Source organism: Streptomyces sp. NPDC026092 (assembly GCF_040638605.1).
Classification (GTDB): Bacteria; Actinomycetota; Actinomycetes; order Streptomycetales; family Streptomycetaceae; genus Streptomyces.
Genome location: NZ_JBEZYN010000027.1, coordinates 76,398 through 100,627 on the forward strand (window position 1 = coordinate 76,398; position 24,230 = coordinate 100,627).

The 24,230-nt window shown below is 70.4% G+C and carries 24 protein-coding genes, 1 tRNA gene and 5 pseudogenes; 17 read left to right on the forward strand and 13 right to left on the reverse strand.

What is annotated here, in order from left to right; genetic code table 11:
- The first annotated feature begins 25 nt into the window (after nt 1-25).
- Nucleotides 26-826, forward strand: coding sequence for an AraC family transcriptional regulator (locus tag AB0F56_RS32230; protein ID WP_362016183.1), 801 nt, complete (start codon nt 26-28; stop codon nt 824-826).
- A 50-nt stretch (nt 827-876) separates the two neighbouring features.
- Here the strand turns inward: AB0F56_RS32230 and AB0F56_RS32235 are convergent, their stop codons facing one another.
- Nucleotides 877-1,578, reverse strand: coding sequence for a FadR/GntR family transcriptional regulator (locus AB0F56_RS32235; RefSeq protein WP_362016186.1), 702 nt, complete (start codon nt 1,576-1,578; stop codon nt 877-879).
- A gap of 308 nt (nt 1,579-1,886) precedes the next feature.
- Between AB0F56_RS32235 and AB0F56_RS32240 the strand changes: the two genes are divergently transcribed.
- The 9 genes from AB0F56_RS32240 (at nt 1,887) to AB0F56_RS32280 (ending at nt 10,126) form a co-directional block, all read left to right on the forward strand.
- On the forward strand, nt 1,887-2,738 hold the full coding sequence (locus tag AB0F56_RS32240) for a fumarylacetoacetate hydrolase family protein (RefSeq protein WP_362016189.1): 852 nt from the start codon (nt 1,887-1,889) through the stop codon (nt 2,736-2,738).
- A gap of 99 nt (nt 2,739-2,837) precedes the next feature.
- Nucleotides 2,838-4,229, forward strand: coding sequence for an enolase C-terminal domain-like protein (locus AB0F56_RS32245; protein ID WP_362016192.1), 1,392 nt, complete (start codon nt 2,838-2,840; stop codon nt 4,227-4,229).
- A gap of 125 nt (nt 4,230-4,354) precedes the next feature.
- Nucleotides 4,355-5,110 carry an SDR family oxidoreductase gene (locus AB0F56_RS32250; protein WP_362016194.1) on the forward strand — a complete coding sequence of 252 codons (756 nt, stop codon included), beginning with the start codon at nt 4,355-4,357 and terminating at the stop codon, nt 5,108-5,110.
- Nucleotides 5,107-6,111 (forward strand): aldo/keto reductase, encoded by a 1,005-nt coding sequence (locus AB0F56_RS32255; RefSeq protein ID WP_362016197.1) that lies wholly within the window; start codon nt 5,107-5,109, stop codon nt 6,109-6,111. Before AB0F56_RS32250 ends, AB0F56_RS32255 begins: the two co-directional genes overlap by 4 nt.
- Nucleotides 6,112-6,113: 2 nt before the next feature.
- Nucleotides 6,114-6,854: a (Fe-S)-binding protein gene (locus AB0F56_RS32260; protein WP_362016200.1), complete on the forward strand. Its 741-nt coding sequence runs from the start codon at nt 6,114-6,116 to the stop codon at nt 6,852-6,854.
- The gene (locus tag AB0F56_RS32265) at nt 6,851-8,317 is read left to right on the forward strand and encodes a lactate utilization protein B (protein ID WP_362016203.1); all 1,467 of its coding nucleotides are present in this window, start codon (nt 6,851-6,853) and stop codon (nt 8,315-8,317) included. The genes AB0F56_RS32260 and AB0F56_RS32265 overlap by 4 nt, the downstream gene beginning before the upstream one ends.
- Nucleotides 8,314-8,967 carry an LUD domain-containing protein gene (locus AB0F56_RS32270; RefSeq protein WP_362016206.1) on the forward strand — a complete coding sequence of 218 codons (654 nt, stop codon included), beginning with the start codon at nt 8,314-8,316 and terminating at the stop codon, nt 8,965-8,967. The genes AB0F56_RS32265 and AB0F56_RS32270 overlap by 4 nt, the downstream gene beginning before the upstream one ends.
- Nucleotides 8,964-9,275 carry an L-rhamnose mutarotase gene (locus AB0F56_RS32275; protein ID WP_362016209.1) on the forward strand — a complete coding sequence of 104 codons (312 nt, stop codon included), beginning with the start codon at nt 8,964-8,966 and terminating at the stop codon, nt 9,273-9,275. The genes AB0F56_RS32270 and AB0F56_RS32275 overlap by 4 nt, the downstream gene beginning before the upstream one ends.
- Before the next feature lie 5 nt (nt 9,276-9,280).
- Nucleotides 9,281-10,126 carry an amidohydrolase family protein gene (locus tag AB0F56_RS32280; protein WP_362016261.1) on the forward strand — a complete coding sequence of 282 codons (846 nt, stop codon included), beginning with the start codon at nt 9,281-9,283 and terminating at the stop codon, nt 10,124-10,126.
- Nucleotides 10,127-10,171: 45 nt separating this feature from the next.
- Here the strand turns inward: AB0F56_RS32280 and AB0F56_RS32285 are convergent, their stop codons facing one another.
- The 4 genes from AB0F56_RS32285 to AB0F56_RS32300 all read right to left on the reverse strand — a co-directional run bounded on the left by AB0F56_RS32285 (nt 10,172) and on the right by AB0F56_RS32300 (nt 13,872).
- A complete protein-coding gene (locus tag AB0F56_RS32285; RefSeq protein WP_362016212.1) occupies nt 10,172-11,086 on the reverse strand; it encodes a hypothetical protein in 915 nt (304 codons plus the stop codon).
- Between the two features lie 603 nt (nt 11,087-11,689).
- Nucleotides 11,690-12,325, reverse strand: coding sequence for a Fic family protein (locus AB0F56_RS32290; protein ID WP_362016215.1), 636 nt, complete (start codon nt 12,323-12,325; stop codon nt 11,690-11,692).
- A complete protein-coding gene (locus tag AB0F56_RS32295) occupies nt 12,315-13,037 on the reverse strand; it encodes a hypothetical protein (protein WP_362016218.1) in 723 nt (240 codons plus the stop codon). The genes AB0F56_RS32290 and AB0F56_RS32295 overlap by 11 nt, the downstream gene beginning before the upstream one ends.
- 352 nt (nt 13,038-13,389) lie before the next feature.
- Nucleotides 13,390-13,872: a VTT domain-containing protein gene (locus tag AB0F56_RS32300; RefSeq protein ID WP_362016221.1), complete on the reverse strand. Its 483-nt coding sequence runs from the start codon at nt 13,870-13,872 to the stop codon at nt 13,390-13,392.
- A 673-nt stretch (nt 13,873-14,545) separates the two neighbouring features.
- On the opposite strand from AB0F56_RS32300, the gene AB0F56_RS32305 reads away from it, so the two are divergent.
- The gene (locus AB0F56_RS32305) at nt 14,546-16,117 is read left to right on the forward strand and encodes a carboxylesterase family protein (protein ID WP_362016224.1); all 1,572 of its coding nucleotides are present in this window, start codon (nt 14,546-14,548) and stop codon (nt 16,115-16,117) included.
- Nucleotides 16,118-16,630: 513 nt separating this feature from the next.
- On the opposite strand, the pseudogene AB0F56_RS32310 reads toward AB0F56_RS32305, so the two are convergent.
- Nucleotides 16,631-17,482 (reverse strand): annotated as a pseudogene (locus tag AB0F56_RS32310) (PhzF family phenazine biosynthesis protein).
- A gap of 156 nt (nt 17,483-17,638) precedes the next feature.
- Between AB0F56_RS32310 and AB0F56_RS32315 the strand changes: the two are divergent.
- A pseudogene (locus AB0F56_RS32315) lies at nt 17,639-17,980 on the forward strand (GNAT family N-acetyltransferase); the annotation flags it as partial.
- Between the two features lie 72 nt (nt 17,981-18,052).
- Here AB0F56_RS32315 and AB0F56_RS32320 read toward each other — a convergent pair.
- Nucleotides 18,053-18,730: a hypothetical protein gene (locus AB0F56_RS32320; RefSeq protein WP_362016226.1), complete on the reverse strand. Its 678-nt coding sequence runs from the start codon at nt 18,728-18,730 to the stop codon at nt 18,053-18,055.
- A gap of 321 nt (nt 18,731-19,051) precedes the next feature.
- Here AB0F56_RS32320 and AB0F56_RS32325 point away from each other — a divergent pair.
- A pseudogene (locus tag AB0F56_RS32325) lies at nt 19,052-19,164 on the forward strand (transposase family protein); the annotation flags it as partial.
- Between the two features lie 370 nt (nt 19,165-19,534).
- Here AB0F56_RS32325 and AB0F56_RS32330 read toward each other — a convergent pair.
- Nucleotides 19,535-19,681 carry a hypothetical protein gene (locus tag AB0F56_RS32330; RefSeq protein ID WP_362016229.1) on the reverse strand — a complete coding sequence of 49 codons (147 nt, stop codon included), beginning with the start codon at nt 19,679-19,681 and terminating at the stop codon, nt 19,535-19,537.
- Between the two features lie 597 nt (nt 19,682-20,278).
- Here AB0F56_RS32330 and AB0F56_RS32335 point away from each other — a divergent pair.
- The 4 genes from AB0F56_RS32335 (at nt 20,279) to AB0F56_RS32350 (ending at nt 22,124) form a co-directional block, all read left to right on the forward strand.
- Complete coding sequence (locus tag AB0F56_RS32335; protein ID WP_362016232.1) at nt 20,279-20,962, forward strand: DUF4232 domain-containing protein; 684 nt, start codon at nt 20,279-20,281, stop codon at nt 20,960-20,962.
- Between the two features lie 140 nt (nt 20,963-21,102).
- Nucleotides 21,103-21,423, forward strand: a complete 321-nt coding sequence (locus tag AB0F56_RS32340; RefSeq protein WP_362016235.1) for a hypothetical protein — start codon at nt 21,103-21,105, stop codon at nt 21,421-21,423.
- 365 nt (nt 21,424-21,788) lie between these two features.
- Nucleotides 21,789-21,989, forward strand: a complete 201-nt coding sequence (locus AB0F56_RS32345) for a cold-shock protein (RefSeq protein ID WP_362016238.1) — start codon at nt 21,789-21,791, stop codon at nt 21,987-21,989.
- A gap of 61 nt (nt 21,990-22,050) precedes the next feature.
- A tRNA-Met gene (locus AB0F56_RS32350) sits at nt 22,051-22,124 on the forward strand.
- Nucleotides 22,125-22,210: 86 nt separating this feature from the next.
- Here AB0F56_RS32350 and AB0F56_RS32355 read toward each other — a convergent pair.
- The 5 genes and pseudogenes from AB0F56_RS32355 to AB0F56_RS32375 form a co-directional block, all read right to left on the reverse strand.
- Nucleotides 22,211-22,738, reverse strand: coding sequence for a transglycosylase SLT domain-containing protein (locus tag AB0F56_RS32355; RefSeq protein WP_362016241.1), 528 nt, complete (start codon nt 22,736-22,738; stop codon nt 22,211-22,213).
- Nucleotides 22,739-23,269: 531 nt separating this feature from the next.
- Nucleotides 23,270-23,377, reverse strand: a pseudogene (locus AB0F56_RS32360) (transposase); the annotation flags it as partial.
- A 32-nt stretch (nt 23,378-23,409) separates the two neighbouring features.
- Complete coding sequence (locus AB0F56_RS32365; RefSeq protein WP_362016243.1) at nt 23,410-23,757, reverse strand: transposase; 348 nt, start codon at nt 23,755-23,757, stop codon at nt 23,410-23,412.
- Nucleotides 23,735-23,857, reverse strand: a pseudogene (locus AB0F56_RS32370) (transposase); the annotation flags it as partial. The pseudogene AB0F56_RS32370 and the gene AB0F56_RS32365, both read right to left, overlap by 23 nt.
- A 1-nt stretch (nt 23,858) precedes the next feature.
- A complete protein-coding gene (locus AB0F56_RS32375) occupies nt 23,859-24,011 on the reverse strand; it encodes a transposase (RefSeq protein WP_362016246.1) in 153 nt (50 codons plus the stop codon).
- Between the last annotated feature and the right edge of the window lie 219 nt (nt 24,012-24,230).

Here is a 24,230-nt window from a genome sequence, read left to right on the forward strand (position 1 = left end):
TGTCGTCCACTGGTAGATTTTCCGCGTGCCTGCGAGATTCTGGGTCCGGCCCGGGCGGACGGTGGCGGTACCACTGGAAGAGCCGCCACGAGTACTGAGCCTCGGAGTCGGGGTGCACGGCACGACGAGTCCGGTCGACGTGTTCCGGCTCCCGGACCTGTGGCAGCTTCACCTCTACCGGTACACCGCCGAACTCTTCGTCGACGGTGTTCTTCATGTCGTCCGGCCGGGCCATGTGAGTCTCGTGCCGCCGGGGACGGAGGTGCGGTACCGCTACCGAGGCCGGTCCGAGCATCTGTACGCGCACCTGCGCCTTCCCCTCTCTGGTACGGGAGAGACGGTCGACCTGCCCGTCGTCCAGGACGCCGGCGCGCGGACCCCCGGCCTTTCGGAGCTGTTCCTGCGGGCCATCGCGGCGGCTCCGCGCAGCCCGCGCCGGGCGGACGCCGAGGTCTGGTCGGTGCTGTGGGAACTGGCCGAACTGACCGAGCCGGCGGGGCGCGAGAAGGGTCCGCACGCCTCGCTCGCCGCAGCCGTCGCGTACATCGAGTCGCATCTCGCGGAGCGGCTCCTCGTCCCCGAGGTGGCGCGTGCCGCGGGGGTGTCGCACAACCACCTGCTGCGGCTCTTCCGCGCGGAGACCGGTACCACCGTCGTGGCGTACATCCGACAGCGGCGCATGGAACGCGCGCGGCACCTGCTGCGCGAGTCGACCCTGTCGATCCCCGCGGTGGCGGCGGCCGTCGGCATCGACGATCTGCAGGCCTTCAACAAGGCGTGCCGACGCGAACTGGGCGCTTCTCCGCGTGTGGTGCGCGCCGGGTAGAGGCCTACTGGTCTGATTTCACCACGCCGAGTGCTGCTGCTCGCCGGTGCTCACCCTTCCACGTGGGCCCGCATCCACTCCTCGACCTCGCCGACGTGCGCCGCGGCGGCCGCGCGGGCCGCCTCAGGGTCGCGGGCGACCAGGGCCCGATGGATCGCGGCGTGCTCCCGGCGGGTGCGCTCGAACGCGCCCTCCTCCGCGTAGCCACGCCAGACGCGGGCCCGGAACGTCCGGCTCGAAAGACCTTCGAGGATGGCGGCCATGGTCTCGTTGCCGGAGGCCGCGTTGACGGCCCGGTGGAAGGCCAGGTCGTGGGCGAGGATCTCCTCCGGGTCGTCGGCCTCGTCCATCGCCCGCAAGTGCCCGGTCACCACGGCCAGTTGGTCCTGGTCGATCCGGGCGGCCGCCAGGGCGGTGGCCGTGGACTCCAGGACGCGCCGGACCTCGAGCAGTTCGACGAGCTGCTCCCCGCGCGAGAGGTCGGCGACGACGCCGAAGGTCTCCAGCAGGTCGTCGGCCCCCAGCCGGCTCACGTAGATCCCGGAGCCGTGCCGCGCCTCCAGGACGCCGATGACCGTCAGCGCGCTGATGGCTTCCCGCATCGAGCTCCGGGAGAGGCCCAACTGCGCGGCGAGGTCCCGCTCCGTGGGCAGCCGGTCCCCGGGGTGCAGCTCACCCCCGCTGATCATCGCCTTGATCTGGTCGATCGCGCGCTGGGTCACGGTTCCCCTGGCCGGGGTGCGCTCCTCCACCGATTTTCTCCCTTGTCCGATTCGGGCAGTCTAACCAGCCAAGTGGTCCGACCACTTCGAATCCGTAGGAGCATTTTTTTGATCTCAGGGGTGTCGCCGACGCCAAGTGGTCTGATAAATCTAGGAGTCCGGGGGCGCAGCACAAGAGCCCCGGTCCGGGATCCGGCCCGTCCGGCAGCCGTTGCTCCGCGCCGCTCGCGGCCGCGACCACCGGTCCCGCGCGTGCGTGGGGCCGTTCCTCAGCGCCCGACCCGTCCCGAGGGTGGGAGCGGCCCCACTCCTTCCCCCGTCTGCAAGGAGACCGACCAGTGAAGCTGATGCGCCTGGGCGCCCCCGGCGCCGAACGGCCTGCCGTACGGACCGAAGACGGCCGGGTGTGGGACCTGACCCCCGTCGCCGACGAGATCGACGGAGCGTTCCTCGCCTCGGGTGGACTCGCCCGTGCCCGAGCGGCCGTCGAGGAGGGCGGGCTCGCGGAGTTGGACCCGCGGGGTCTGCGCGTGGGTGCTCCGGTCGCCCGGCCGGGGAAGGTCGTCTGCATCGGCCTCAACTACCGCGACCACGCCGAGGAGACGGGAGCGCCCGTCCCGCCCCGCCCGGTCGTCTTCATGAAGGACCCCGGCACGGTCGTCGGCCCGTACGACGACGTGCTGATCCCGCGCGGCTCGGCCAGGACGGACTGGGAGGTGGAACTCGCGGTCGTCATCGGCAGCCGGGCCCGCTACCTGGAGAGCGCCGAGGAGGGCCTGCGGCACATCTCCGGATACGCCATCAGCAACGACGTCTCCGAGAGGGAGTTCCAGCTCGACTACTCGCCGCAGTGGGATCTCGGGAAGTCCTGCGAGACCTTCAACCCGCTCGGCCCCTGGCTCGTGACGCCCGACGAGGTGGACGACCCGCAGGACCTCGGCCTGAACCTGGCCGTCAACGGAGTCCGGCGCCAGCGCGGCACCACCCGCGACATGATCTTCCAGGTGGGCCACCTCGTCGCGTACCTGAGCAACTACATGGTCCTGGAGCCCGGCGACGTCATCAACACCGGTACGCCGGCCGGCGTGGCCCTCGGCCTGCCCGGCACCCCGTACCTCCGCCCCGGCGACACCGTCGAGCTGTCCATTGACGGCCTCGGCAGCCAACGCCAGACCTTCGCCCAAGCCTGACAGGCCGCCCCACCCACAGCCCCAGCCCGGGCGCCCGCCCCGCCCCAGTCCGACAAACCGAGCTCCCGCCAGCCCAAGAAGGCCCCCGAGAGGCCCCACATGACCGCATCCGCCGCCCGCGTCACCGCGGTCGACACGTACGACATCCGCTTCCCCACCTCCCGCGAGCTCGACGGCTCGGACGCCATGAACCCCGACCCCGACTACTCCGCCGCCTACGTCGTCCTGCGGACCGACGCGGGTGACGGCCACGAAGGCCACGGCTTCACCTTCACCATCGGCCGCGGCAACGAGGTCCAGGTCGCCGCCCTCGACGCGCTGCGCCCGCACGTCGTCGGGCGCCCGGTCGCCGAGCTGTGCGCCGACCCCGGATCGCTGAGCCGCGACCTGATCGGAGACAGCCAACTGCGCTGGCTCGGCCCGGAGAAGGGCGTGATGCACATGGCCATCGGCGCCGTCCTCAACGCCGTCTGGGACCTTGCCGCCAAGCGCGTCGAGAAGCCGCTGTGGCAGTTCCTCGCGGACGCCGAGCCAGAATGGCTCGTCTGCCAGGTCGACTTCCGCTACATCGCCGACGCCCTCACCCCCGAGGACGCGCTCGGCCTGCTCCGCCGCGGCAGGATCGGCGCCGGCGCACGCGCGGACGTGCTCCGCGAGCGCGGCTACCCCGCCTACACCACCTCACCCGGCTGGCTCGGCTACCCGGACGAGAAGCTGAGCCGCCTCGCCCGGGCCGCCGTCGCCGAGGGCTTCACCCAGATCAAGCTGAAGGTCGGCGCCGACCTCGCGGACGACATCCGCCGCATGCGCGCCGCGCGCGCCGCCGTCGGCCAGGACATCCGCATCGCCATCGACGCCAACCAGCGCTGGAACGTCCCCGAAGCGATCGAGTGGACCAAGGCGCTGGCCGAGTTCGACCCGTACTGGATCGAGGAGCCCACCAGCCCCGACGACATCCTCGGCCACGCCGCCGTACGAGGGGCGGTCGCCCCGGTCAAGGTCGCCACCGGGGAACACGTACAGAACCGGATCGTCTTCAAGCAGCTGCTCCAGGCCGGAGCGATCGACATCCTGCAGCTGGACGCCGCTCGCGTCGGCGGGGTCAACGAGAACCTGGCGATCCTGCTCCTCGCCGCCCGCTACGACGTTCCGGTCTGCCCGCACGCCGGCGGCGTCGGCCTGTGCGAGCTGGTGCAGCACCTGTCGATGTTCGACTACGTCGCCCTGTCCGGCACGACCGAGGACCGGGTCGTCGAGTACGTCGACCACCTCCACGAACACTTCCGTACCCCCGTGGAGATCCGCGACGGCCACTACCGGGCCCCGCTCACGCCCGGCTTCTCGGCCGAGATGCACCCGCGGTCCATCGAGGAGTACGCCTACCCCGACGGCACCTTCTGGACCACGGACCTAGGGCCTGTCCGGCGGATCATGGCCGGGGCCGCGACGCCTGGCACGGCACCTCGCCGCGTTGCCGAAACGCCTGAATAGCTCCGCTATTAAGGCGCTCCGGCGCCTTGCGATGCACCGCGCCAGACGCCGCGTCCTTTCCGGCCCTGATCCGCCGGACAGGCCCTAGCGGCTGCTGTACGCCCCACCCACGAAGGGACCCCCGCATGAGCGAGCTCACCGGCCTGCGCGCCGTCGTCACCGGCGGCGCCTCAGGCATCGGCCTCGCCACCGCCGAACTCCTCGCCGCGCGCGGCGCCGCCGTCGCCGTACTCGATCTCGCCCCCGACGGCCTGCCCGCACCCCTCCTCGGCCACCGTGCCGACGTCACCGACGACGCCGCCGTACGGTCGGCGGTCGCCGCCGCCGCCGAAGCCCTAGGCGGCATCGACATCCTGGTGAACAACGCCGGCATCGGCGCCATCGGGACCGTGGAGGACAACGACGACACGCAGTGGCACCGGGTCCTGGACGTGAACGTGCTCGGCATCGTCCGTACGACCCGTGCTGCCCTTCCGTACCTGCGCGCGTCCGACGCGGCCGCCGTCGTCAACACCTGCTCGATCGCCGCCACCGCCGGACTGCCGCAGCGGGCGCTGTACAGCGCCAGCAAGGGCGCGGTCCTCTCGCTGACCCGCGCCATGGCCGCCGATCACGTCCGCGAGGCGATACGCGTCAACTGCGTGAACCCGGGAACCGTCGACACGCCCTGGGTCGGCAGGCTCCTCGACGCGGCGGACGACCCGGCCGGGGAGCGGCAGGCGTTGGCGGCGCGCCAGCCCACCGGACGTCTCGTGACCGCCGCCGAAGTCGCCGCCGCCATCGTGTATCTGGCGAGCCCGGCCGCCGCGTCCGTCACCGGCACGGCGCTCGCCGTCGACGGCGGCATGCAGGGACTCCGCCTGCGCCCGGCCGAGAAATGAAAGGCCCCGACCCCGTGCGACACCACCCCCTCGGCGCCTCCAAGGTCGCCGTCACCGCGCTCTCCTTCGGCGCGGCCGGCATCGGCAATCTGTACGCGCCCGTCAACGTGGCCCAGGCCGCCGGCGCCGTAGACGCGGCCTGGGACGCGGGCATCCGCTACTTCGACACGGCCCCGCACTACGGCCTCGGCCTGTCCGAGGAACGCCTCGGCGCCGCCCTGCGCACCCGCCCACGGGACGCGTACGTCCTCTCCACCAAGGTCGGCCGACTGCTCCGGCCGGCCACGGGAGAGGGCGACGACCTCGCCAACGGCTTCGCCGTCCCGGCCACCCACCGCCGCGTCTGGGACTTCTCCGCCGACGCCGTACGCCGCAGCATCCACGAGAGCCTGCAGCGGCTCGGCCACGACCGCATCGACGTCGTCTACCTCCACGACCCCGACGACCACGCCCGGGAGGCCTTCCAGCATGCCTATCCGGAGCTGGAACGGCTGCGCGCGGAAGGCGTGATCGGGGCGATCGGCGCCGGCATGAACCAGACCGCGATGCTGACCCGGTTCGTCCGCGACACCGACGTCGACGTGGTGCTGTGCGCAGGGCGCTACACCCTCCTTGACCAGAGCGCCCTCACCGACCTCCTGCCGGAGGCCGCCGCAAGGGGCAAGAGCGTTGTGATCGGCGGCGTGTTCAACTCCGGCCTGCTCGCGGACCCCCGTCCCGGGGCGACCTACGACTACACCGCCGCGCCCCCGGACGTCCTGGCCCGCGCCCTCCGTCTCCAGGTCGTCGCCGAACGCCACGGCGTCCCCCTGCGCGCCCTCGCCCTGCGCTTCCCCTTCGGCCATCCGGCCGTCGCGAGCGTGCTCGTCGGCACCCGCTCCGGCCACGAGGTCCGCGACGCGGCCGAGCAACTGGCGCGCCCGCTCCCCGCCGACGTATGGGCGGAGCTGCGCGCCGAGGGCCTGCTGCCGGACGACGTCCCCGTGCCGGGGGAGAGGTAGCCGTGCGCATCGCCCTCTTCATCACCTGCTTCAACGACACGATGTACCCGCGTACGGGAAAGGCGGTGGTCGCCCTCCTGGAACGGCTCGGCCACACCGTCGACTTCCCGCGGGCCCAGGCGTGCTGCGGCCAGATGCACCTCAACACCGGATACCGGCCCCAGACCCTGCCGATGGTGCGCCGCTTCACCGAGGTGTTCGGCGGTTACGACGCGATCGTCACGCCCTCAGCGTCCTGCGCCGGCACGATCCGTCACCACCACCGGACCGTCGCGCGGGAGCACAGCGACCCGGTTCTGGCGACCGCAGTCGAGCGGCTCACCCCGCGCGTGTACGAGCTGTCCGAGCTCCTCGTCGAGGTCCTGGGCGTCACCGACGTCGGCGCGTACTTCCCGCACCGCGTCACGTACCACCCGACCTGTCACTCGCTGCGGATGCTGAGGGTCGGAGACCGTCCCCTGAGCCTGCTGCGGGCCGTCAAGGGCATCGACCTCGTCGAACTCCCCTCGGCGGAGTCCTGCTGCGGCTTCGGCGGCACCTTCGCCCTCAAGAACGCGGACACCTCCCACGCCATGCTCGCCGACAAGATGCGGCACGTGCAGGAGACCGGCGCAGAGGTGCTCACGGCGGGGGACAACTCGTGCCTGCTGCACATCGGGGGCGGACTCTCCCGACTGCGGACCGGCATCGGCACGCGCCACCTCGCGGAGATCCTCGCCTCGACGGACGGAGACGCCCGATGACCGCCGGCGACAACGTCGTATGGCTCGGCGCCCCAGGCTTCCCCGAAGCCGCCCGCACCGCCCTCGCCGACACCACACTGCGTACGAACCTGCGCCGCGCGACGACCACGATCCGCGACCGACGCCTCGCCGTCACCGCCGAACTCGACGACTGGGAGCGGCTGCGCGAGGCCGGCGAGGCCATCAAACGCACCACACTCCGCCACCTCGACCACCACCTCACCCGCCTCGAGGAAGCCGTCACCCGGGCTGGAGGGCACGTGCACTGGGCGGCCGACGCCGCCGAGGCCAACCGCATCGTCACCGACCTGGTGCGGGCCACCGGCGAGACCGAGGTCCTCAAGATCAAGTCGATGGCCACGCAGGAGATCGGCCTCAACGAGGCACTGGACGCCGCCGGAATCCGCGCGTACGAGACCGACCTCGCCGAACTCATCGTGCAACTCGGCGACGACAGGCCCTCGCACATCCTCGTCCCGGCCATTCACCGCGGCCGATCCGAGATCCGCGAGATCTTCCGCCGGGAGATGGGGAAGTGGGGCCGAGCCGCCCCCGCCGACCTGACCGACGACCCGCGCGACCTCGCCGAGGCGGCCCGGCTGCACCTGCGGGAGAAGTTCCTCCGCGCCAAGGTCGCCGTCTCCGGCGCCAACTTCGCCACCGCCGACACGGGCACGGTGTGCGTCGTGGAGTCCGAGGGCAACGGCCGGATGTGTCTGACCCTGCCCGACACCCTGATCACCGTCATGGGTATCGAGAAGGTGCTGCCCTCCTCCACCGACCTCGAAGTCTTCCTCCAGCTGCTGCCCCGCTCCTCGACCGGCGAGCGGATGAACCCGTACACCTCGATGTGGACCGGCGTGACACCCGGGGACGGGCCGCAGACCTTCCACCTCGTCCTGCTCGACAACGGCCGCACAGCCACCCTGAAGGACACCGTCGGACGCCAGGCCCTGGCCTGCATCCGCTGCTCGGCCTGCCTCAACGTCTGCCCGGTGTACGAACGGACCGGCGGCCACGCGTACGGCTCGGTGTACGCGGGCCCCATCGGCGCGGTGCTCACCCCGCAGCTGGTCGGTGTCGAGCACGCGGACACCCTGCCGTTCGCCTCGACCCTCTGTGGCGCCTGCTACGACGCCTGCCCGGTACGGATCGACATCCCCGAGATCCTGGTCCACTTGCGCGCCAAGGCGGTCGAAGCCAAGGCGGACGGCCGTCTCGTGCCGACGGCCGAGTCCCTGGCGATGGGGGCGGCAGCGGCGGTACTGCGCTCACCCGCCGGCCTCGGCCTGCTCCAGCGGGCGGCCGCGTGGGCCGCCCGGCTGTACGGCCGCGGCGGCCGGATCCATCGCCTTCCGGGCCCGCTCTCCCGCTGGTCCGCCACCCGGGACACGCCCGTGCCGCCGGCCGAGTCGTTCCGGTCGTGGTGGCGCCGTACGAGAGAGGAGGGAGGGAAGGGATGAGTACGAGAGCGACTGTCCTGGCGCGCATATCGGCGGCCCTGGCGGACGTCCCGTCGAGCGAGACGCCGGACAGCGCCCTGGTTCCTCGCGACTACCGAACCAGTCACGCGTCTTCTGACCTGGTGTCCCTGTTCGTGGAGCGCGCGGCGGACCACGGGGCCTCCGTGATCCACACGACGGAGGGGAAGGCGGCGCGCACGGTCGCGGCGACCTTGGCGGAGCGGGGCGCGGAGAGCGTCGTACTGCCGCCGGGATTTCCGGAGACCTTGCTGGAGGAGGGGAGTGTGAAACGCCTGGGGGACGTACCGCCCCTCTCCCTGGAGTCCCTGGACGCGGCAGCCGGGGTGCTGACCACCGCGGTGCTGGGGATCGCCGTCACGGGCACGGTGGTCCTGGACGCGGGACCGGGACAGGGCCGCCGAGCCCTGTCGCTCCTCCCGGACTACCACCTCTGCGTGATCCGCGAGGACCAGATCGTCGGAGACGTACCCGAAGCCCTCTCACGCCTCGACCCCACCGCCCCGCTCACCTTCATCTCCGGACCGTCCGCCACCAGCGACATCGAACTGGACCGGATCGAGGGCGTCCACGGCCCACGCACCCTGGACGTCATCGTCGTCGCCGCCCGTCCCGCAGAGGAGCCGTCATGAGAATCGCGCTGCACACCAGGGTCCGTGCCGACCGCATCGCCGCGTACGAGGACGCCCATCGCGCGGTCCCCGAGGAACTGACCCGGGCCATCCGCGCGGCCGGAGCCACGTCCTGGACGATCTGGCGCAGCGGCACCGACCTCTTCCACGTCCTGGAGTGCGAGGAGTACGCCGAACTCCTCGCCGCCCTGGAGAAACTCCCGGTCAACGTCGCCTGGCAGGCCCGCATGGCCGACCTGCTCGACGTCGTCCACGACTACAGCACCGAGGGCACGGACGCCGGCCTGCCCGTCGTCTGGGAGCTGTGAGCGCCATGGGCATGGTCGACGCGCACCACCACGTCTGGGACCTCTCCGTCAGGGACCAGCCATGGATCAAGGGCGACGAAATGAGTCCCATACGAAGGAACTTCGGGCTTTCGGACCTGGCAGTGGAGGCGAGAGAGGCAGGCGTGACCTCCACGGTCCTCGTACAGACGGTGACGACAGCAGACGAGACACCGGAACTCCTGGCGCTGGCCGCGGAGCACGACCTGGTCGGGGGAGTGGTCGGCTGGACCGACCTCACGGCCCCCGACGTGGCCGACGAACTGGCCCGGCTCCGTGAACTACCGGGCGGGGAGAAGCTGGTGGGCATCCGCCACCAGATCCAAGGCGAACCGGACCCGCTCTGGATCCTGCGACGGGACGTACTCCGCGGCCTCGAAGCGGTGGCCGCGGCGGGGCTGGTCTACGACCTGGTGGTCCTCCCACACCAGCTCCCCGCCGCGACCTCGGCGGCCTTCCTCCTCCCTCAACTCACCTTCGTCCTGGACCACGTGGGCAAGCCACCCATCGCCACCGGCGAATGGAACGCCTGGGCAGGGCACCTCCACACCCTGGCCACCCTGCCCAACACGGCGGCCAAACTCTCGGGCCTGCCCACCGAGGCCCGCTGGGACGACTGGACCGTCGAGGACCTACGCCCCTACACCGAAACGGCCCTGGAAGCCTTCGGCGCGGACCGCCTGATGTTCGGCTCGGACTGGCCGGTCTGCCTCCTGGCCACGACGTACGCCGAAGTGGTGGACACGGCACGCCAGTTGACGTCGGACCTGAGCGATTCGGAACGGTCAGCACTCTTCACCGACACGGCGAGGAGGGTGTACGCCCTGAAGTGAGCCGGCTCAGCGGGCGACTGGACGTACCCACTGATGGGCCGCCTCTCACAGCACGATCAACGCCATACGCGTGTCGCTGATGCCAGTCTTGAGGTGGAGCAGCACCGTGCTCGTGACCTGGGACGCGTCGATGTTGAGGTACAGCGTCGTCTGGGCCGTAGCACCCGGGGCGAGGGCGGGGATGTTCCAGTACTGCCAGCCAGTGCTGTACGTGCCGACCCCCGGTGACTGCCCTCCGATGGACAGCATCTGGGTGGCGGGCGTGGTGGCGCTGGAGGTGTTGGTGATCGTGACCGGAATCGGAACCTGGGCGCCGCGGGACACGGTGCAGTTGCCGCTCGGCGGAGTGGCGGTGGCCCTGAGGGGGCCACTGCTGCTGGTTCCGGTGATGACGCCCATCTCGTACGAGTGCTGAGACACCCAGGGGCAGGCGTTGGCGTTCTTGGCGCTGGTCTCCCAGAGCACGACACCGTCCGCCTTGGCTTTCACCGCCTGTATGACGTGGGCCCAGCTGTTGCCCGGCTGGTACGTCTCCGACGGGAACGAGACCGGGTTGACGTAGGGGTAGATGGGGTGACTCGGCGCCATCGCGCGGTCGCGGGCGATCGACGCGTCGAACCTGCTGGTCCAGGAGGCCAGCGACTGCCCGTCGTCGAAGTACGCTCGCGGGGCGAAGCAGTTGAGCAGGTTGTCGTCGTGCAGCTGCTTGATGAGGTTCTGGTTGCGGGTCTGCCAGTCGTAGCCGTAGTGGCAGATCGGCGCCTGCGGGGCGGCGTTGCGGGTCCAGGTGAGCAGTTGCCGCCACAGGTTGTAGGCGTTGGTCGCCGCCTGCCCCGTGGGTACTTGAGTGAGCTCGATGTCCTCGAAGTCGAGCACGACCGGAGCGGTGGCTTCACCGCCGAACTGCCCGGCGCCCATGTACTCCTTGACCTTGGCCTCGTACGTGGCCTGAGTGGGCAAGGCCCCACCGTTGGAGGTACATCCGGCCGCGTCGCACCGGTAGGCGAAGACGTCGTAGACAACGGTGGCCTTGGTTGCGCCGTACTGAGTCTGCCCCGGCGGATGGGCGCCCCGCTCATTGGTATACACGGTGAACCCCGCTGCCGCGCCGGCCACTTCGAAGCTCTGCGCCAAGGCACCCGGAGCCGCGACGGGAAGGGCAGCGAGGGCGAGCGCGGCGACAGCGGCCGTCAGAACTCGCGCGCCATGGGCGCGAAGTGAGGTCAGGACCTTGCGACGTTGCAATGTGTCCTCCTGAGGAGAGTTTCCACCCGCATGCCGGCGATGAGCGAGAGGCCTGAGGAGCGGGCGGGGTTGACGGGGGCGCGCACTTCAGCGAGGTCGGACTGGGGCCGGTGACAAGGATGGTGACGCGGCATCACGCGACGACTGAAACAATACGATCGGACCGATCGAAGTCAAGGGTTTAGGGAGCGCTTTCGATCGCGCTGATCGACTCTGTGATCGCAACAACGGCACCGACCTCGGTGCCCCTCTCCGCATCCAGCCGCTGACGGCCGAAGGGAGGCCGAGGCCACCTTGCACGGATGCGGCGGCCCGGTCTCAGCGACGGGCTCTGATTGCCCGGCGACGGGTCGAGTGGATGAGGACGGAGACCAGGGCAGCCATGTCCGCCGCGCCGAGGGCGTCGTCCGCGTAACGCGTCGTCTGCAAGGGACCGACCTCATCCAGCCGAACCCCCTCCAGCTCCAAGACGTAGCCGAGCACGAGCATGGCGAGGCGGGCGTTGCCGTCCGGGAAGGGGTGAAAGAAGGCCACGTCCAGGTAGGCCCTGGCCGCACGGGAGGCCAGGGGGACGCGCGGATCGGCGCTGTCGCGAAGGCAGCGCTCGAAGTCCCGCTGGGTGTGCGCCGTGAGTGCGTAGCGCTCCCGGCCGCCCTTGGCGAAGGCATCGCCTTGCCGGAACGGAACCTCAGGCACGCCAAGAACAAGCCGCTGCCATTCGGCGAGCAGCAAGCAGGTGAGGGGGCGCTTGCGCGAAGCGTCCGCACGCGACTGAGCCAGCGCCGCGAGCAAACGGTCGCCTCGAGCGAGGCCCGAGGAACGCCGCCCCGCACCGCACCAGACGATGAGGCCGTCCACGGCCGCCTGGACAGGGGCTGCTGTCTCACGACCCACCCGAGTCCAGTCGACCTGGTTCCTGACCCGGCACCAGGCAGCCAAGGCGTCAGCGGTCACGGTAAGGCTGCTCTCCGGTCAGATCCACGGCGAGATCCTCTCCCACGGAGTCGACCAGGGTCCGCGACGGTACCGTCCAACTCTCGAATCGTCCCCCCACCGCGGTGTCGACCGCGTCCCGCGCGGCTTCAGGTCCCATGCCGGTGGAGGAGAGGAACCATGCCAGCACCGTGCGGCAGAGCCCGTACCAGCCGCATTCGGCACCCGTGCGGTCCACGACCACCGTCACCAGTCGGGTAGCCGCCCGTTCCAGGTGCCAACTGCGATCCCCGGCATTCGCTCCCGCCGGCGGAGCCAACTGCTCGAACCGCTCGGCCAACTCCTCCAGCCACTCGCGCCACTCCAACAGCGAAGCGACCACGTTGGCAGCCGTAGCTGCGGGCGCACCCACGGAATGGGATGCGCAGCACCAACTGCTGACAACGCCACCACCCCCGCCCTCGCCGACCGCCCAGTCCCATCCACAGGTCCACCGACCGTATCGGGCAGCCAGAAGCGCCGTGACCTCGGCGGTGAAGCGATGTCGCTCCTCCCACCCGGCATCGCCAGGCGGCACCATGGAGGCGATCACCGCGGAGAGCTGAGCTGCCTCCTCCTCGTCCCATGCAAAGCCGATGAGCCTGGGATCAACGGCAGACCACGGCAACCAGGCCGGAGCAAGCTCGTAATTGATGGCCGTGGTGTTCCTCCAGGACGGGACAGGGCAGGACAACTGAGCGATCGTGCCAAAGACTCGCGGATTTTGTCACAGAGGTGGCTGCGGGAGAGGTGGTCCGCTGCCGCCGGGGTTGGTGACGCCGCCAGGACCGTGCGGGCGTGACCGCGACCATCTACCTGGACGAATTCCACATCGCGGGCATCCCGCTCTGGGCTGTGCGGTGATCCAAACGCAACGCGCTTAGGGCTGCGCTGACGGCGCCCTCGTTGCCTGGAGTACCGACGCGCTCATCAGGCCGACGACCATCGCGCACGCCTCCGCCCCTGGTGTCCGCCCCCGCGGTGGCGGAGCGCTCGTGCGTGCGGTGCCGTGGCGGCTGTAGAGCAGCACACGCATCGGGACGGGCTCACGCTTCGTCGGCCACGGTGTCGCTGGAGGACGGGACCGCCCTTCTCCTGCGGTACAACACCACCCCGCACGCCGCGAGGAGGAGTACGGCAACGGCGGACAACCCGAGGGCCGTCCGCTCGGCGAAGAGCCTTCCCAGTACTTCGAGCACGCCCAGCCCCGCGGTCGCGTAGATCAGCGCCCAGGCCGCTCCGCCCACGAACAGGGCGGGGAGGTAGCGCGGCAACGGCATGCGCATGCTGCCCGCGAGGAAGTTGGCGGCGGTCTGGAAACCGACGGTCAGGAAGGAGACGGCCACTACCGGCGCACCCCATCGCTGGATCGCCTGCTCGGCACGCCGGAACTTCGCCGAGGAGATCCGTCCGGCGAACCTGCTGCGCCGTGCACCGGCGCCGGCGAGCCACCCGACGGCGAACGTTCCTCCTGCTCGGAGCAGGACGATGACGTACAAGGCTCCGGCCGTGAGCGCGATCTTATCCACGGCGCCTCGTCCTGGGCGCCGGGCGGGAACCCGCGTCCCCCGTCACCCGCATGAGAGTCCCGCCCCCAGCGGGCGCACGCCGCCCACAGGCTCGGTCACCGTTTCTCACCTGCGCCCTGCCTCCGTCTGTTCCCACCTGCGGCACGGGAACCCAAACCACGCCCGGGTCCGTACGCCAGGCAAGGCCAGCCTAACCGAACGTGCACACGGCGGGCAGGGCGCGGGCTACCCAAGGAACGCCAGCGCAGGCGTCTGCCCGCGCGGCAGGGGCCTCGCACTGTGGCAGACCCACCAGCAGGAGGTCGCCGAGCCTCAGACCTGCAAACATGTGCCCGCAACAGCGTGATCCCGGTATCCGTCCACGAGGACGGCGGCACCGTCGGTCCATGGCCGCCCTGTCTGACCGCCGAAGGTGAGCCGTGGTGGTCCGTCGAGGGCGCTCGAGGTCCGGCAGTCATCGCCCGATCCAGGGATGGCACCACGTCTGCCGCACCCGGCGCGGAGGGCGCGGGTCGGCCTGGCGGTCCCGATCGGCGCCGGGCGGCCCGCGGCTTCGTTCAAGTTCGCACCGGCGATCTGTACGGCCCCGCGACACCGACGAAATTGCCTGGCGCGCGTAGGGGTGGCAGGGCATGATCCCGGAACGTTCAGGCCGCCCATTGAGGGAGCTGTGATGACCGTTGGCGCGTCGGAGCCGTCCGAGCCTTCCGACCTTTCCGGGGCCGGGGCTGCGTCCGGGCCCGAGGTCCGCGCGGCGGGCGGGATGCTGCGCGGCAGCCGCGAGGCGGGCATGGCGGTCTTCCGCGGCATCCCGTTCGCCGAGCCGCCGGTCGGCCCGCTGCGCTTCGCCGCGCCGCAGCCAGCACGGGGATGGGACGGGGTGCGGCCGGCGGTGTCGTACGGCCCGCCGCCACCGCAGGGCGGCCACTTTGGCATGGACGCGCTGGCGCGGGACACCGCAGGTGACGACTGGCTGACGGTCAACGTCTGGTCGCCCGACCCGAGCCCGGTCGCGGGTCTGCCGGTGATGGTGTGGATCCAGGGCGGCGCCTACTCGATCGGCATGTCCGGTCTTCCCGAGTACGACGGCGGTCGCCTGGCGCGTGACGGCGTCGTCGTGGTGACGTTCAACTACCGGGTGGGTCTGGAGGGGTACGGGCACTTCGAAGGCGCGCCCGCCAATCGGGGCCTGTCGGACCAGATCGCCGCCCTGGAGTGGGTGCGCGACAACATCCGGGCCTTCGGCGGCGACCCGGGCCGCGTCACGGTCTTCGGCCAGTCGGCGGGTGCCGGATCGGTCGCCGCCCTGCTGGCGACGGAGCGCGCGGCAGGGCTGTTCGCCCGGGCCGTGGCGCAGAGCGTGCAGGGTACGTTCTTCTCGCCGGAGCTTGCCGCCGACATCGCCGCCGCGTGCGCCGGCGAGCTGGGACTACGGCCCACGGTGGCCGACCTGTCCGGGGTGGACCCCACCCGTCTGGCCGCTGCCGGTGACGCGGTCAGTGCCAAGACGAACACCTGGGCGGATCGCTGGGGGCCGGTCGCACACAGGGCGATCCCCTTCTCGCCGGTCATCGACGGCGACACCCTGCCGGTCACCCCCTGGCAGGCCCTGGCGAACGGCGCCGGCCGGGACATCGAACTCCTCGTCGGCCACACCCGCGACGAAACTCGGCTGCTGGCCGCACTCGACGGCGTGCTCGGCCAGGTCACAGCGGAGCAGGCCGAGACCGCGCTGCGCGTCTTCGGCCCCGGCCGGGACGCCGCACACCGTTACCGCGAGGCGTTCCCCGCCGCAGGCCCGGAGGAGCTCTACGAGCTCGTGAACTCCGACTGGTTGTTCCGCATGCCCTCCCTCCACCTCGCCGAGGCCCAAGCCGCTGCCGGAGGCAGCGCCCACGTCTACGAACTGACCTGGTCCGCCCCGGGGATGGGCGGTGTCCTCGGTGCATGCCACGGCCTCGACGTGCCCCTGGTCTTCGGCAACCTGGACCGCGGCCAGCCCGCAGCGTTGATCGGCGAGAGCCCGTCCCCGGAGGCTGAGGAGCTGTCCGCGCGCATGCGCGCCGCGTGGACGTCCTTCGCCGCCCACGGCGACCCGGGCTGGCCCGCGTACGACCCCGGGGAGCGCCTCGTTCGACTCTTCGACACCGAGAACCGGGCAAGCCTCGCCGCCTATCCGGAAGAAGCCTCACGCGTGATCTGGCAGGACCACACCTTCCCCGCGCTGCCACTGCTCGACCGCTAGGGCCTGTCCGGCGGATCATGGCCGGGGCCGCGGCGTCTGGCACGGCACTCCCCCAAGCTCTTCGAGCAGGGGGGACCCCCACGCCGCGTTGCCGAAACGCCCCGATAGCTCCGCTATCGAGACGCTCCGGCGCCTTGCGATGCGTCCCCTAGGCCCAGAGGGCCTGGGGAGGCCCCATGCGCCAGACGCCGCGTCCTTTCCGGCCCTGATCCGCCGGACAGGCCCTAGTCCTCTGAACGTCGGCGTACTCGTCGAAGTGGCTATGACAAGACCACTGCGAGCGGGCGAGCTGTCCGAGCCGCTGCGGCGATGCCTGATGAGAGGTCAGGTCCGAAATCGAGTAGACGGTCTCGTGGTGACCTGGCTGTTCTTCAGGTCGGTGCGGTGGTGCAGGATGCGCATGGTCTGGGCGGCGTAGGGGAATTCCGGGCCGTGGCCACGAGGTACGACGACAAGCGGGCCTATGCCTTCCACGGCACAGTCACCGTAGCCGTGATCGGGCTCTGGCTCCGCTCATGATCCGCCGCCCAGGCTCGGGGAGGCGCGCAGGGTACCCTCCAGCACCGTAACGGCGTCTCCGGTGAGGTGTACGCGATTGCCACGTACGGCCGTGTGGACCAGCCCGGTGCGCGCGGACGCCTGAAGGCCGGTGAGTTCGTTGCGGCCAAGTCGCGCGGACCAGAATGGGGCGAGCGCGGTGTGGGCGCTACCTGTGACGGGGTCCTCGGGGATACCTCTGGCCGGCGCGAAGAAGCGGGAGACGAAGTCGTGTCCCAGTCCGGAGTTGGCGGCTGGAGCCGTGACGATGACTCCTCGCAGGCCCTCCCGCTGCGTTAGTGCGGCCACCGCGTCCAGGTCCGGAGCGGCGGCCCGGACAGTGGCCTCATCGCGCAGGACTGTCAGTAGATCACCGAGTCCTTTCGAACGGAAGGTGGCCTCCGGTGCGGCGCCCAGCGCCTCGGAAAGTCCTTTTGGCACAGGCACGTTGGTGCTGACCGCAGCCGGAAAGTCCAGGACTATGCCGCCTTCCTCGCCGGCGTGCGTGACGAGGACGCCGTGTTGGCGGCTCATGAACCGCACGGTGCCGACGATTCCCCGCTCGGCGCGCAGCACGTGCGCGGTGGCCAGCGTGGCATGGCCGCACAGTCTCGACTCGACGAGCGGAGTGAACCAACGTATCGCCCAGTCGACCTCGGACGACGCGGGCAGCGGGAGAGCGAACGCCGTCTCTGATTGATTCATCTCGGCCGCGATCCGTAGCATTCATGCATCATCGGGCCATTCTCCGGCCGGCAGGAGACAGACGGCCGCCGGGTTCCCGGCGAAGGGGCGATCGGTGAAGGCGTCAACAATATGGATGCGCATGTCAGGAACCTAGAGACGCCAAGGCGAGTCCCACCAAGGCCAATCCGGGATGGGTGGACTGGCTCGGGGCAAACATGGGTCGCTGGGATTCAGCAGGGTGCGCCGCCGGACAGGCATCGTGCCTGAGCTTCCGCCGTGAACGACAGCACACATGGCATACGGATCAGACCAGCCAGGCGGCCTCGACGACGCACGGGCGCACACCGGCCATTCTGGACGTGCTCGACTCTGCGGTGGTCTGGATGAACGATCGCGGGAACACCGAGCAGTGGGGCACGACGCCGTACTCGCAGCAGCCCGGCGGGGTGGAGCGAGTGGAGCGATATCTGACCGAGAACGCCCCCATATCGCAGAGTTGAACGGGATGCCCGTCGGAGCCCTGGTGTTGGACTCCGGGAAGCCAGGCGGGCCGGCGTGGCGCTCCTGAGAGTCGGCTGGTGGGCCGGCGGCGGAGGCGAATTGGTCGCGTACTACGAGCGCAACGGCTTCACTCCCACCACCTCCGCCGGACAGAGCCCCGGGCTGCGCCGAATCCCTTGGGCCGATGACCGTGAGTTTCGGAGTCGGCGTTCAGTTGTCGGGTTTGATCTTCGAGGACAGCCAGAACAGTCCTGCCGCCGCCGCGATGAGACCTCCGGCCAGTTCCTCGTAGCCCTGCACGTAGGCGATGGGGATGCCGATGACGCAGGCTGCTCCGGCCAGGTCGAAGACGCGTCCGGTCAGTCGTCGGAATCTGCTCGGCGGCGGAGGGCGATGGGGGTTCCGTGGGTTTCCCCAGTAGGGGAAGGGACCCGGCCTGGGTTTCCAGTCCTCGTCCAGGAGCCGGATGAACTCCGGGTGATGGCGGGCATGGCCCAGGCGGTGGGGTGCCAGACGCCGCCATGGCAGCCGACCATGTCTGATGGCGATCCAGGTGAGACCGGGCAGGCAGGCGAAGGCCGCCCAGATCGCTGCGACCGCCCGCTCCGGGCCCGAAGCCGGCAGAATGCCGAGGAGTCGGTCCAGCTGGCCGCCGGCGGAAAAGGCGATCAACGCGGCTATGGAGAGCACCGCCGCGGTCTGCTCGATCTGATGTCCGTAGTGGCAGCGGGCACAGCGTGGCACATGCACGACCTCTTGGCGCCACGTCGTGCGCAGAACGACGATCCACGCGGTCATCGTGGTGTCGGTGCCCTGGTGCAGCCCCAGGACGCGGTCGTGCCATGAAGCCGATGTGGCATTCCCGCAGAACCAGCACTCCCGCACCACGAGCTTCCCTCCCTGTACGACCGGTTCGATCGTTCCCTCCGGCGGGCTGCGCGCGCCGGACGTCTCCCCTCACCCGCGGCGTCAGTTCCGGCCGGTTGCCGGCTCATCGTCCTCGTCACGACTGTCGTCGCCGACGAGCTCGAAGTCCAGCCGGCCACGAGAGCGGAGAAGTCCTCAACGGCGGTACAGGATGTTCCTGGCGGCGCGCTCGCCGGAGGCCGCGCTGCTGTTGGTGCATTCGAAGAGGAAAGTGCCGTTCGCGCACCGGCGCGAGTGGCGCACACAGCTCTGGTGGTACCGCTGCCTGGCCGACAGGTCGGAGTGGGGGTGGACCGGGTCCTTCTGGTCGCGGCCTACTGGCGGACGAACCTGACGCTGCGGCAGATTGCGCCACTGTTCGTGTGTCCAAGTCGGCAGCCGACCGAATTCGGGATGGGGCGGGTCGTCCGAGTCGCGGAAGCGGTCGCGGGCCCACGGTTCGTGTGGGTGGACCTGCGCAGGGGCCGCAGGTTCGTCGGCCGCCGACGAGGGCGATCAGCACCTTTACCGTCGAGCAGCCGGGGCACGGGGTGGATGGCTTCGGGCCTTGCGGGTAGCAGGGCGTCCGTGGCTGAGGTGCACCGGAGGGCCGCGAGTCTGGGGAACGGGGACGAGCAGCTCCGGTGGAACGTGGAGACGCACGGCTGCTGTTCGCGGAACACGGTGCTCGCGTGTGGCTTCGTCCGCTACGCCATCGAAAAGAACGCCCGTGTCGGCGGTGCCCTGTTCCTGGCTTGCGGCCGAAGCCTTTCGTCCGCCGTGCGTTCAGACGGCGCGCACCGAGCTGAAGTCGACGGCCCGGTCCGCTTCCTCCAGCACCCGCGCGGCCACCTGCCTCGCCTCCGCCGGTACGTCCCCGCGCTCCCGGACGAGAGTCGCGTAGATCGGCGCGTCGCTTGCTGCCCGGCTCATGGGGTCGTACTGGTTCACTGCGGTGGTGTCCTTACCTGCGGCGGAATCAGCTAGCGAGTGTACGGGGCCGCATTCGACTCGCCCGCTCCGCCCGGTGCCGCTGGCCTTCTGCTCCGCCCCGTGCTGCCGGTCCGGCGCCGGCGACCATGCCCTGGGCCACGGCCGCGTCGAACTCGACCGCCGCCTTCGCCCCGGACCCGCCCACCGCCGCGAAGGGCACGAGCGCGGCGCAGGCTGTGGTCTAGGCGCTAGCCGCGGGGCGGGCTAGGCCCCCGGGGACACTGGCAGGTCGGCGCGCCCGCCGTCGGCTTCGTGGTGGCCGGTCTGTGGATGGGGGGAGCGCGGTGATGCGGAAGTACCAGATCCACCTAGCGCGGGGGCAGATGTCCCGCAGAGCTCGGCGCTTCATGGACGTCACCAGACGCAACTCGCCTGACACCGCCGTCCGTGTTGCCTGCCCAAGCAGGAGGCGCCCGGAACCCGTGGGACGAACCGTGGTGGATTCGGCAAGGCCCTGTCACCGAACCGTGAAGCTCTCGCGCGACCCTGGTGTCCACCAGAGCGCAGTTCGAGCGCCATCATCGGGGGAGTACCGCAATGAGTACCGTTCGCAGAGCCGCCGTCGCCGCCGCCCTCCTCGCCGTGTCCGCACTGACCCTGACCGCCTGCGGCCCTTCCGAGGACGGCGCCGCGGGCGGGACCGACGTGCCGACGACCGCGACTCCCACCTCCCCGTCGCAGCCCGCCGAACCGTCTGCGCCCGCCAAGCCGTCCGGCCCGGCAAACCCGTCCGCGCCCGTCAAGCCGACCAAGCCCGTCAAGCCGACTGCACCCGCCAAGCCGGCCCCGCCGACAGCCGATCCGGACTACGACGTCTTTCCCTGCAGCACCTACGACGTGACGTTCACCGCGAGTCAGGCAGAGCCCACGACCAGCAGCTACCTGTTGAAGATCACCAACAAGTCCGGCAAGCCGTGCCGGGTGCTCGGCCACCCCGTCGTGACCTTCGGTGACCTGGACGGGCAGGCGACGGAGCGTGGCACGGCGCCTGGTATCGAGGAGGCCATCCGGCTCGCACCGGGCCAGTCCGCCTACGCCGGCCTCATGGGAGGCCTGAAGGACGCCAAGAGCGAGACGGTCTCCTCGATCGCGATGACCATGAACACCGAGTCCGACCTGGAGCAGCTGCCGCTCAAGGCCTCCACGCCCGGGCTGAACGTGTCCGACGACAACTCGGTCACCGCGTGGATGGACAACGCCGAGGACGCACTCAGCCTGTAGTCAGGGCACGGTGGCGGCCCGAACGGACTGCTTCCCGCTCCCGCGGCGCGGGTTCGTCGGCCATGGACTTGCAGCAACCTCCGTCGGTGCCTCGGCGTCCCACTCCATGACGGACGGCTGCCGATCACCCGGGAGAGCGCATGGCGAAGAAGGCCGAGACGACGGACGCGGCGAGCGAGAAGGACCGCGAGAAGTGGATGGCGCGTTTCCAGGTACGGCTGGCCATGCAGCCGGGCGTGGACCGGGCGGTCGTGCTCCAGGCGGTCAAAGAGGTCACGGCGCACTGCGCGGAGACGGGAGAACACCCGCGGACCGCCTTCGGCGACCCGGACGCCCACGCCGTGCAGGTCGCCGCGAGGCTGGTGCCGGCGGACCGGGCGGCGCGCGAGAGCCGGCGCAACACGGGGGTGGACACGCTCGACGCCGTGCTGAAGAGGGCCAGGGACATCGCCGGTCTGTGACTGGTCGAAGGCGCGCGCTGCTGGTGCCGGACAGCCCGCTTAGGCAGCGGACCACACCTGCTCGCCGTTCCCCACCCTGGACCGTTCTGAGGACCTGACGACGTCAAAGTACGAGGTCGTCGGATCCCAACCCGAACCCCGGGCAGATGCGCTCGACGGGCAAGGACGCGTTCTCGCGTGTACACCGTGGCGATGTCGACACGGCACCGTGGACACGCCCGAGCGCGGAACCTCACGCGCATTGGGACGATGATCGAATGAGTGGGACGTGAGTGGGGTAGAACGGATGCCGGGTGGCTTCCCACAGGGGGAGGTCCCCGTCTTACTCCGGCCGGCGCCCCCGGCACGTTCGAAGGACACGCAGCATGGCCAGTGGCATCGTGAAGTGGTTCAACGCTGAGAAGGGCTTCGGGTTCATCGCCCAGGACGGCGGCCCGGACGTGTTCGCCCACTACTCCAACATCACGGGCAACGGGTACCGGGAGCTGGTCGAGGGTGAGACGGTCACCTTCGACGTGACGCAGGGTCAGAAGGGTCCCCAGGCGGAGAACATCGTCCGCGGCTGACTGGCTGACGGGGAAATGCGTGCGACCCCGCGTGAGCCACTGTGTAGAGTGGACTCACCGACGCGGGGTGGAGCAGCTCGGTAGCTCGCTGGGCTCATAACCCAGAGGTCGCAGGTTCAAATCCTGTCCCCGCTACGAAAACAAGGGGCCCGGCACAGCCGGGCCCCTTGTCGCGTTCCCTGGCACGGCTGCCAGAGGCAGGCGCTGCCTGGATACGGCGATCAGTAGGCGGAGTCGACGTTGTCGATGGAGCCGTACTTGTCGGCCGCGTAGTTGGCGGCCGCCGTGATGTTCGCGACCGGGTCGGTCAGGTCGTGCGGGGTGCCGTCGACGTGGTAGGCGTCGAAGGTCGGCTGGATGACCTGGAGCAGCCCCTTCGACGGCGTGCCGTTCTGCGCGTTCACGTCCCAGTTGTTCTGGGCGTTCGGGTTGCCGGAGGACTCACGCATGATGTTGCGGTGCAGGCCCTCGTAGCTGCCGGGGATCTTCTCGGACTTCATGATGTCGAGGGCTTCCTTGATCCAGCCGTCGAGGTTGTCGGCGTACTGCTTCTTCGCCTTCTTGGCCGCCGGAGCTTCCGCCGCTGACACCTGGGACGCCGAGACATTCGCCGACACCGGGGCTGCCTGAGCGGGCGACGGGATCAGCGTGAGCGCCGCTGCTGCGGCACCCGCGGTGGCCATGCCTGCGACGGACAGCTTGCGGAATCGGGCGACGCGGCTGGTGGTGTTCTGCGTGGGGGCGGTCATACGCGAGTAACTCTCCATCTGACGACGATGTGGGGATGCCGACCGAATGCGGTGGCGGCGGAGCGGAGCTGCGCTCCGCGAGGTGGCTGGGGCGGTCGAGCGAACGTGCTCTGCTGTCGGGCCCGCACCGGGATCCCCGGAACGACAGCCATGGTTAGGGGCGCTCCGAGGGAAGCGCAAGGATGTGACGTACTACCCCACTGCATAGCAAATGCCGGAAATGGCCTGTCGCGATCTGCCTGGGCGCGGGATCGCGGGACCCCCGCGTACTACCTCCCTTAGGACGTGACGTGGGTCCTGTGCGGGGCATCACAGCCAGGGCCACTGCCCGGGCGATCTCGTCACTCACCGGTCGAAAGGCCTCACGTTCCGTACGCGACCAGAGCGTCGCCCTTGCCCTGCGCCTTGGGGGACCGCTCGATGTTCCTCGCCGCCGCCCGTACCTGTGAGCCCGCATACGCCTAGTTCGCCGATTTAACGCGTTTGATCCCGGTCTGCGTGCACGTGATCGACCAGGGCATGGAGCCGGGTGAGGATCCGGTGCCAGGTGCCGTCCCGCTGCCATCGGCGGAACAGGTCGCAGACCCGGCCCCACGGCCCGTACCCGCCGGGTACGTCCCGCCACGGCACACCGGTCCGGGGCTCGAAACCATATGCGGCAACTGGCCGATTCACGCTCGCGAAGGACGTGGCCGGGCAACGCGGCGGGTCCTGAGCATCGTCATCGACCAGCAGACCGTCGCCTCCGCGCCGGCGATGGAACGCTCGAAGTCGCGCGCGAGACGGCGACTTCGCAGCAGGTGGGCGAAGAACCGCTCGACGATCCAACGCTTGGGCAGCACGACGAAGCCGCGCATGTCGTCGCTGCGTTTGACGATGGCGAGGACCAGGGCGAGGGCCGCGAGGCAGTACTCGACGAGGCTGCCGGGGTATCCGCCGTCGGCCCGGACCAGGGCCGGCAGGCGGTGTGCGGCAGTGACTGGGTGAGCAGGACTGGGCCGCGGCGCAGTCGCCCACATCCGCTGCGGTGACCATCACCGCGAGCATCAGGCCAAGGGTGTCGACGACGACGTGCCGCTTGCGCCCGTTGATCGGCTTGCCGCCGTCGAAGCCGCGACTGTCAGAGCCGACGACCGCGTCCGCTATCGACCAGGTAGCGGATCGCGTCCAGCATCGCGCGGTGGCAATAGGCCTCCAGTTGCCCGCCCCGGCCCCGCAGCCGGCCCGGCACCGGCAGCAGTGGCCGGACCACCGCCCACTCGGCGTCCGACATGTCCGTGGGATACCGACGCTCGCGCGCCCCGTGGTCTGGTGACGCCCAGAGGCCGCCTCGCGGGTTTGAGCCCGGTGCCGCGACCGACGAACCTGGCGAAGAGTCGTGTCCTACCGGCTCGAGACGCGGCCAACCGCCCCCGCTACGTCCTACTTCTCCTCCGGCTCCCAGGCGCGGAGCAGGTCGAGCAGCCCTGCGTCTCCGTCAACGTGCAAGGAG

Bases quoted from the DNA above. Each gene is read 5' to 3' on its own strand.
- AB0F56_RS32255 (WP_362016197.1), top strand. From the start codon at position 5,107: ATGAAAGGCCCCGACCCCGTGCGACACCACCCCCTCGGCGCCTCCAAG.
- AB0F56_RS32355 (WP_362016241.1), bottom strand. From the start codon at position 22,738: ATGACCGCCCCCACGCAGAACACCACCAGCCGCGTCGCCCGATTCCGC.
- AB0F56_RS32245 (WP_362016192.1), top strand. From the start codon at position 2,838: ATGACCGCATCCGCCGCCCGCGTCACCGCGGTCGACACGTACGACATC.
- AB0F56_RS32330 (WP_362016229.1), bottom strand. From the start codon at position 19,681: ATGAGCCGGGCAGCAAGCGACGCGCCGATCTACGCGACTCTCGTCCGG.
- AB0F56_RS32275 (WP_362016209.1), top strand. From the start codon at position 8,964: ATGAGAATCGCGCTGCACACCAGGGTCCGTGCCGACCGCATCGCCGCG.
- AB0F56_RS32280 (WP_362016261.1), top strand. From the start codon at position 9,281: ATGGGCATGGTCGACGCGCACCACCACGTCTGGGACCTCTCCGTCAGG.
- AB0F56_RS32265 (WP_362016203.1), top strand. From the start codon at position 6,851: ATGACCGCCGGCGACAACGTCGTATGGCTCGGCGCCCCAGGCTTCCCC.
- AB0F56_RS32365 (WP_362016243.1), bottom strand. From the start codon at position 23,757: ATGTGGGCGACTGCGCCGCGGCCCAGTCCTGCTCACCCAGTCACTGCC.
- AB0F56_RS32335 (WP_362016232.1), top strand. From the start codon at position 20,279: ATGAGTACCGTTCGCAGAGCCGCCGTCGCCGCCGCCCTCCTCGCCGTG.
- AB0F56_RS32305 (WP_362016224.1), top strand. From the start codon at position 14,546: ATGACCGTTGGCGCGTCGGAGCCGTCCGAGCCTTCCGACCTTTCCGGG.
- AB0F56_RS32345 (WP_362016238.1), top strand. From the start codon at position 21,789: ATGGCCAGTGGCATCGTGAAGTGGTTCAACGCTGAGAAGGGCTTCGGG.
- AB0F56_RS32340 (WP_362016235.1), top strand. From the start codon at position 21,103: ATGGCGAAGAAGGCCGAGACGACGGACGCGGCGAGCGAGAAGGACCGC.
- AB0F56_RS32375 (WP_362016246.1), bottom strand. From the start codon at position 24,011: ATGTCGGACGCCGAGTGGGCGGTGGTCCGGCCACTGCTGCCGGTGCCG.
- AB0F56_RS32250 (WP_362016194.1), top strand. From the start codon at position 4,355: ATGAGCGAGCTCACCGGCCTGCGCGCCGTCGTCACCGGCGGCGCCTCA.
- AB0F56_RS32270 (WP_362016206.1), top strand. From the start codon at position 8,314: ATGAGTACGAGAGCGACTGTCCTGGCGCGCATATCGGCGGCCCTGGCG.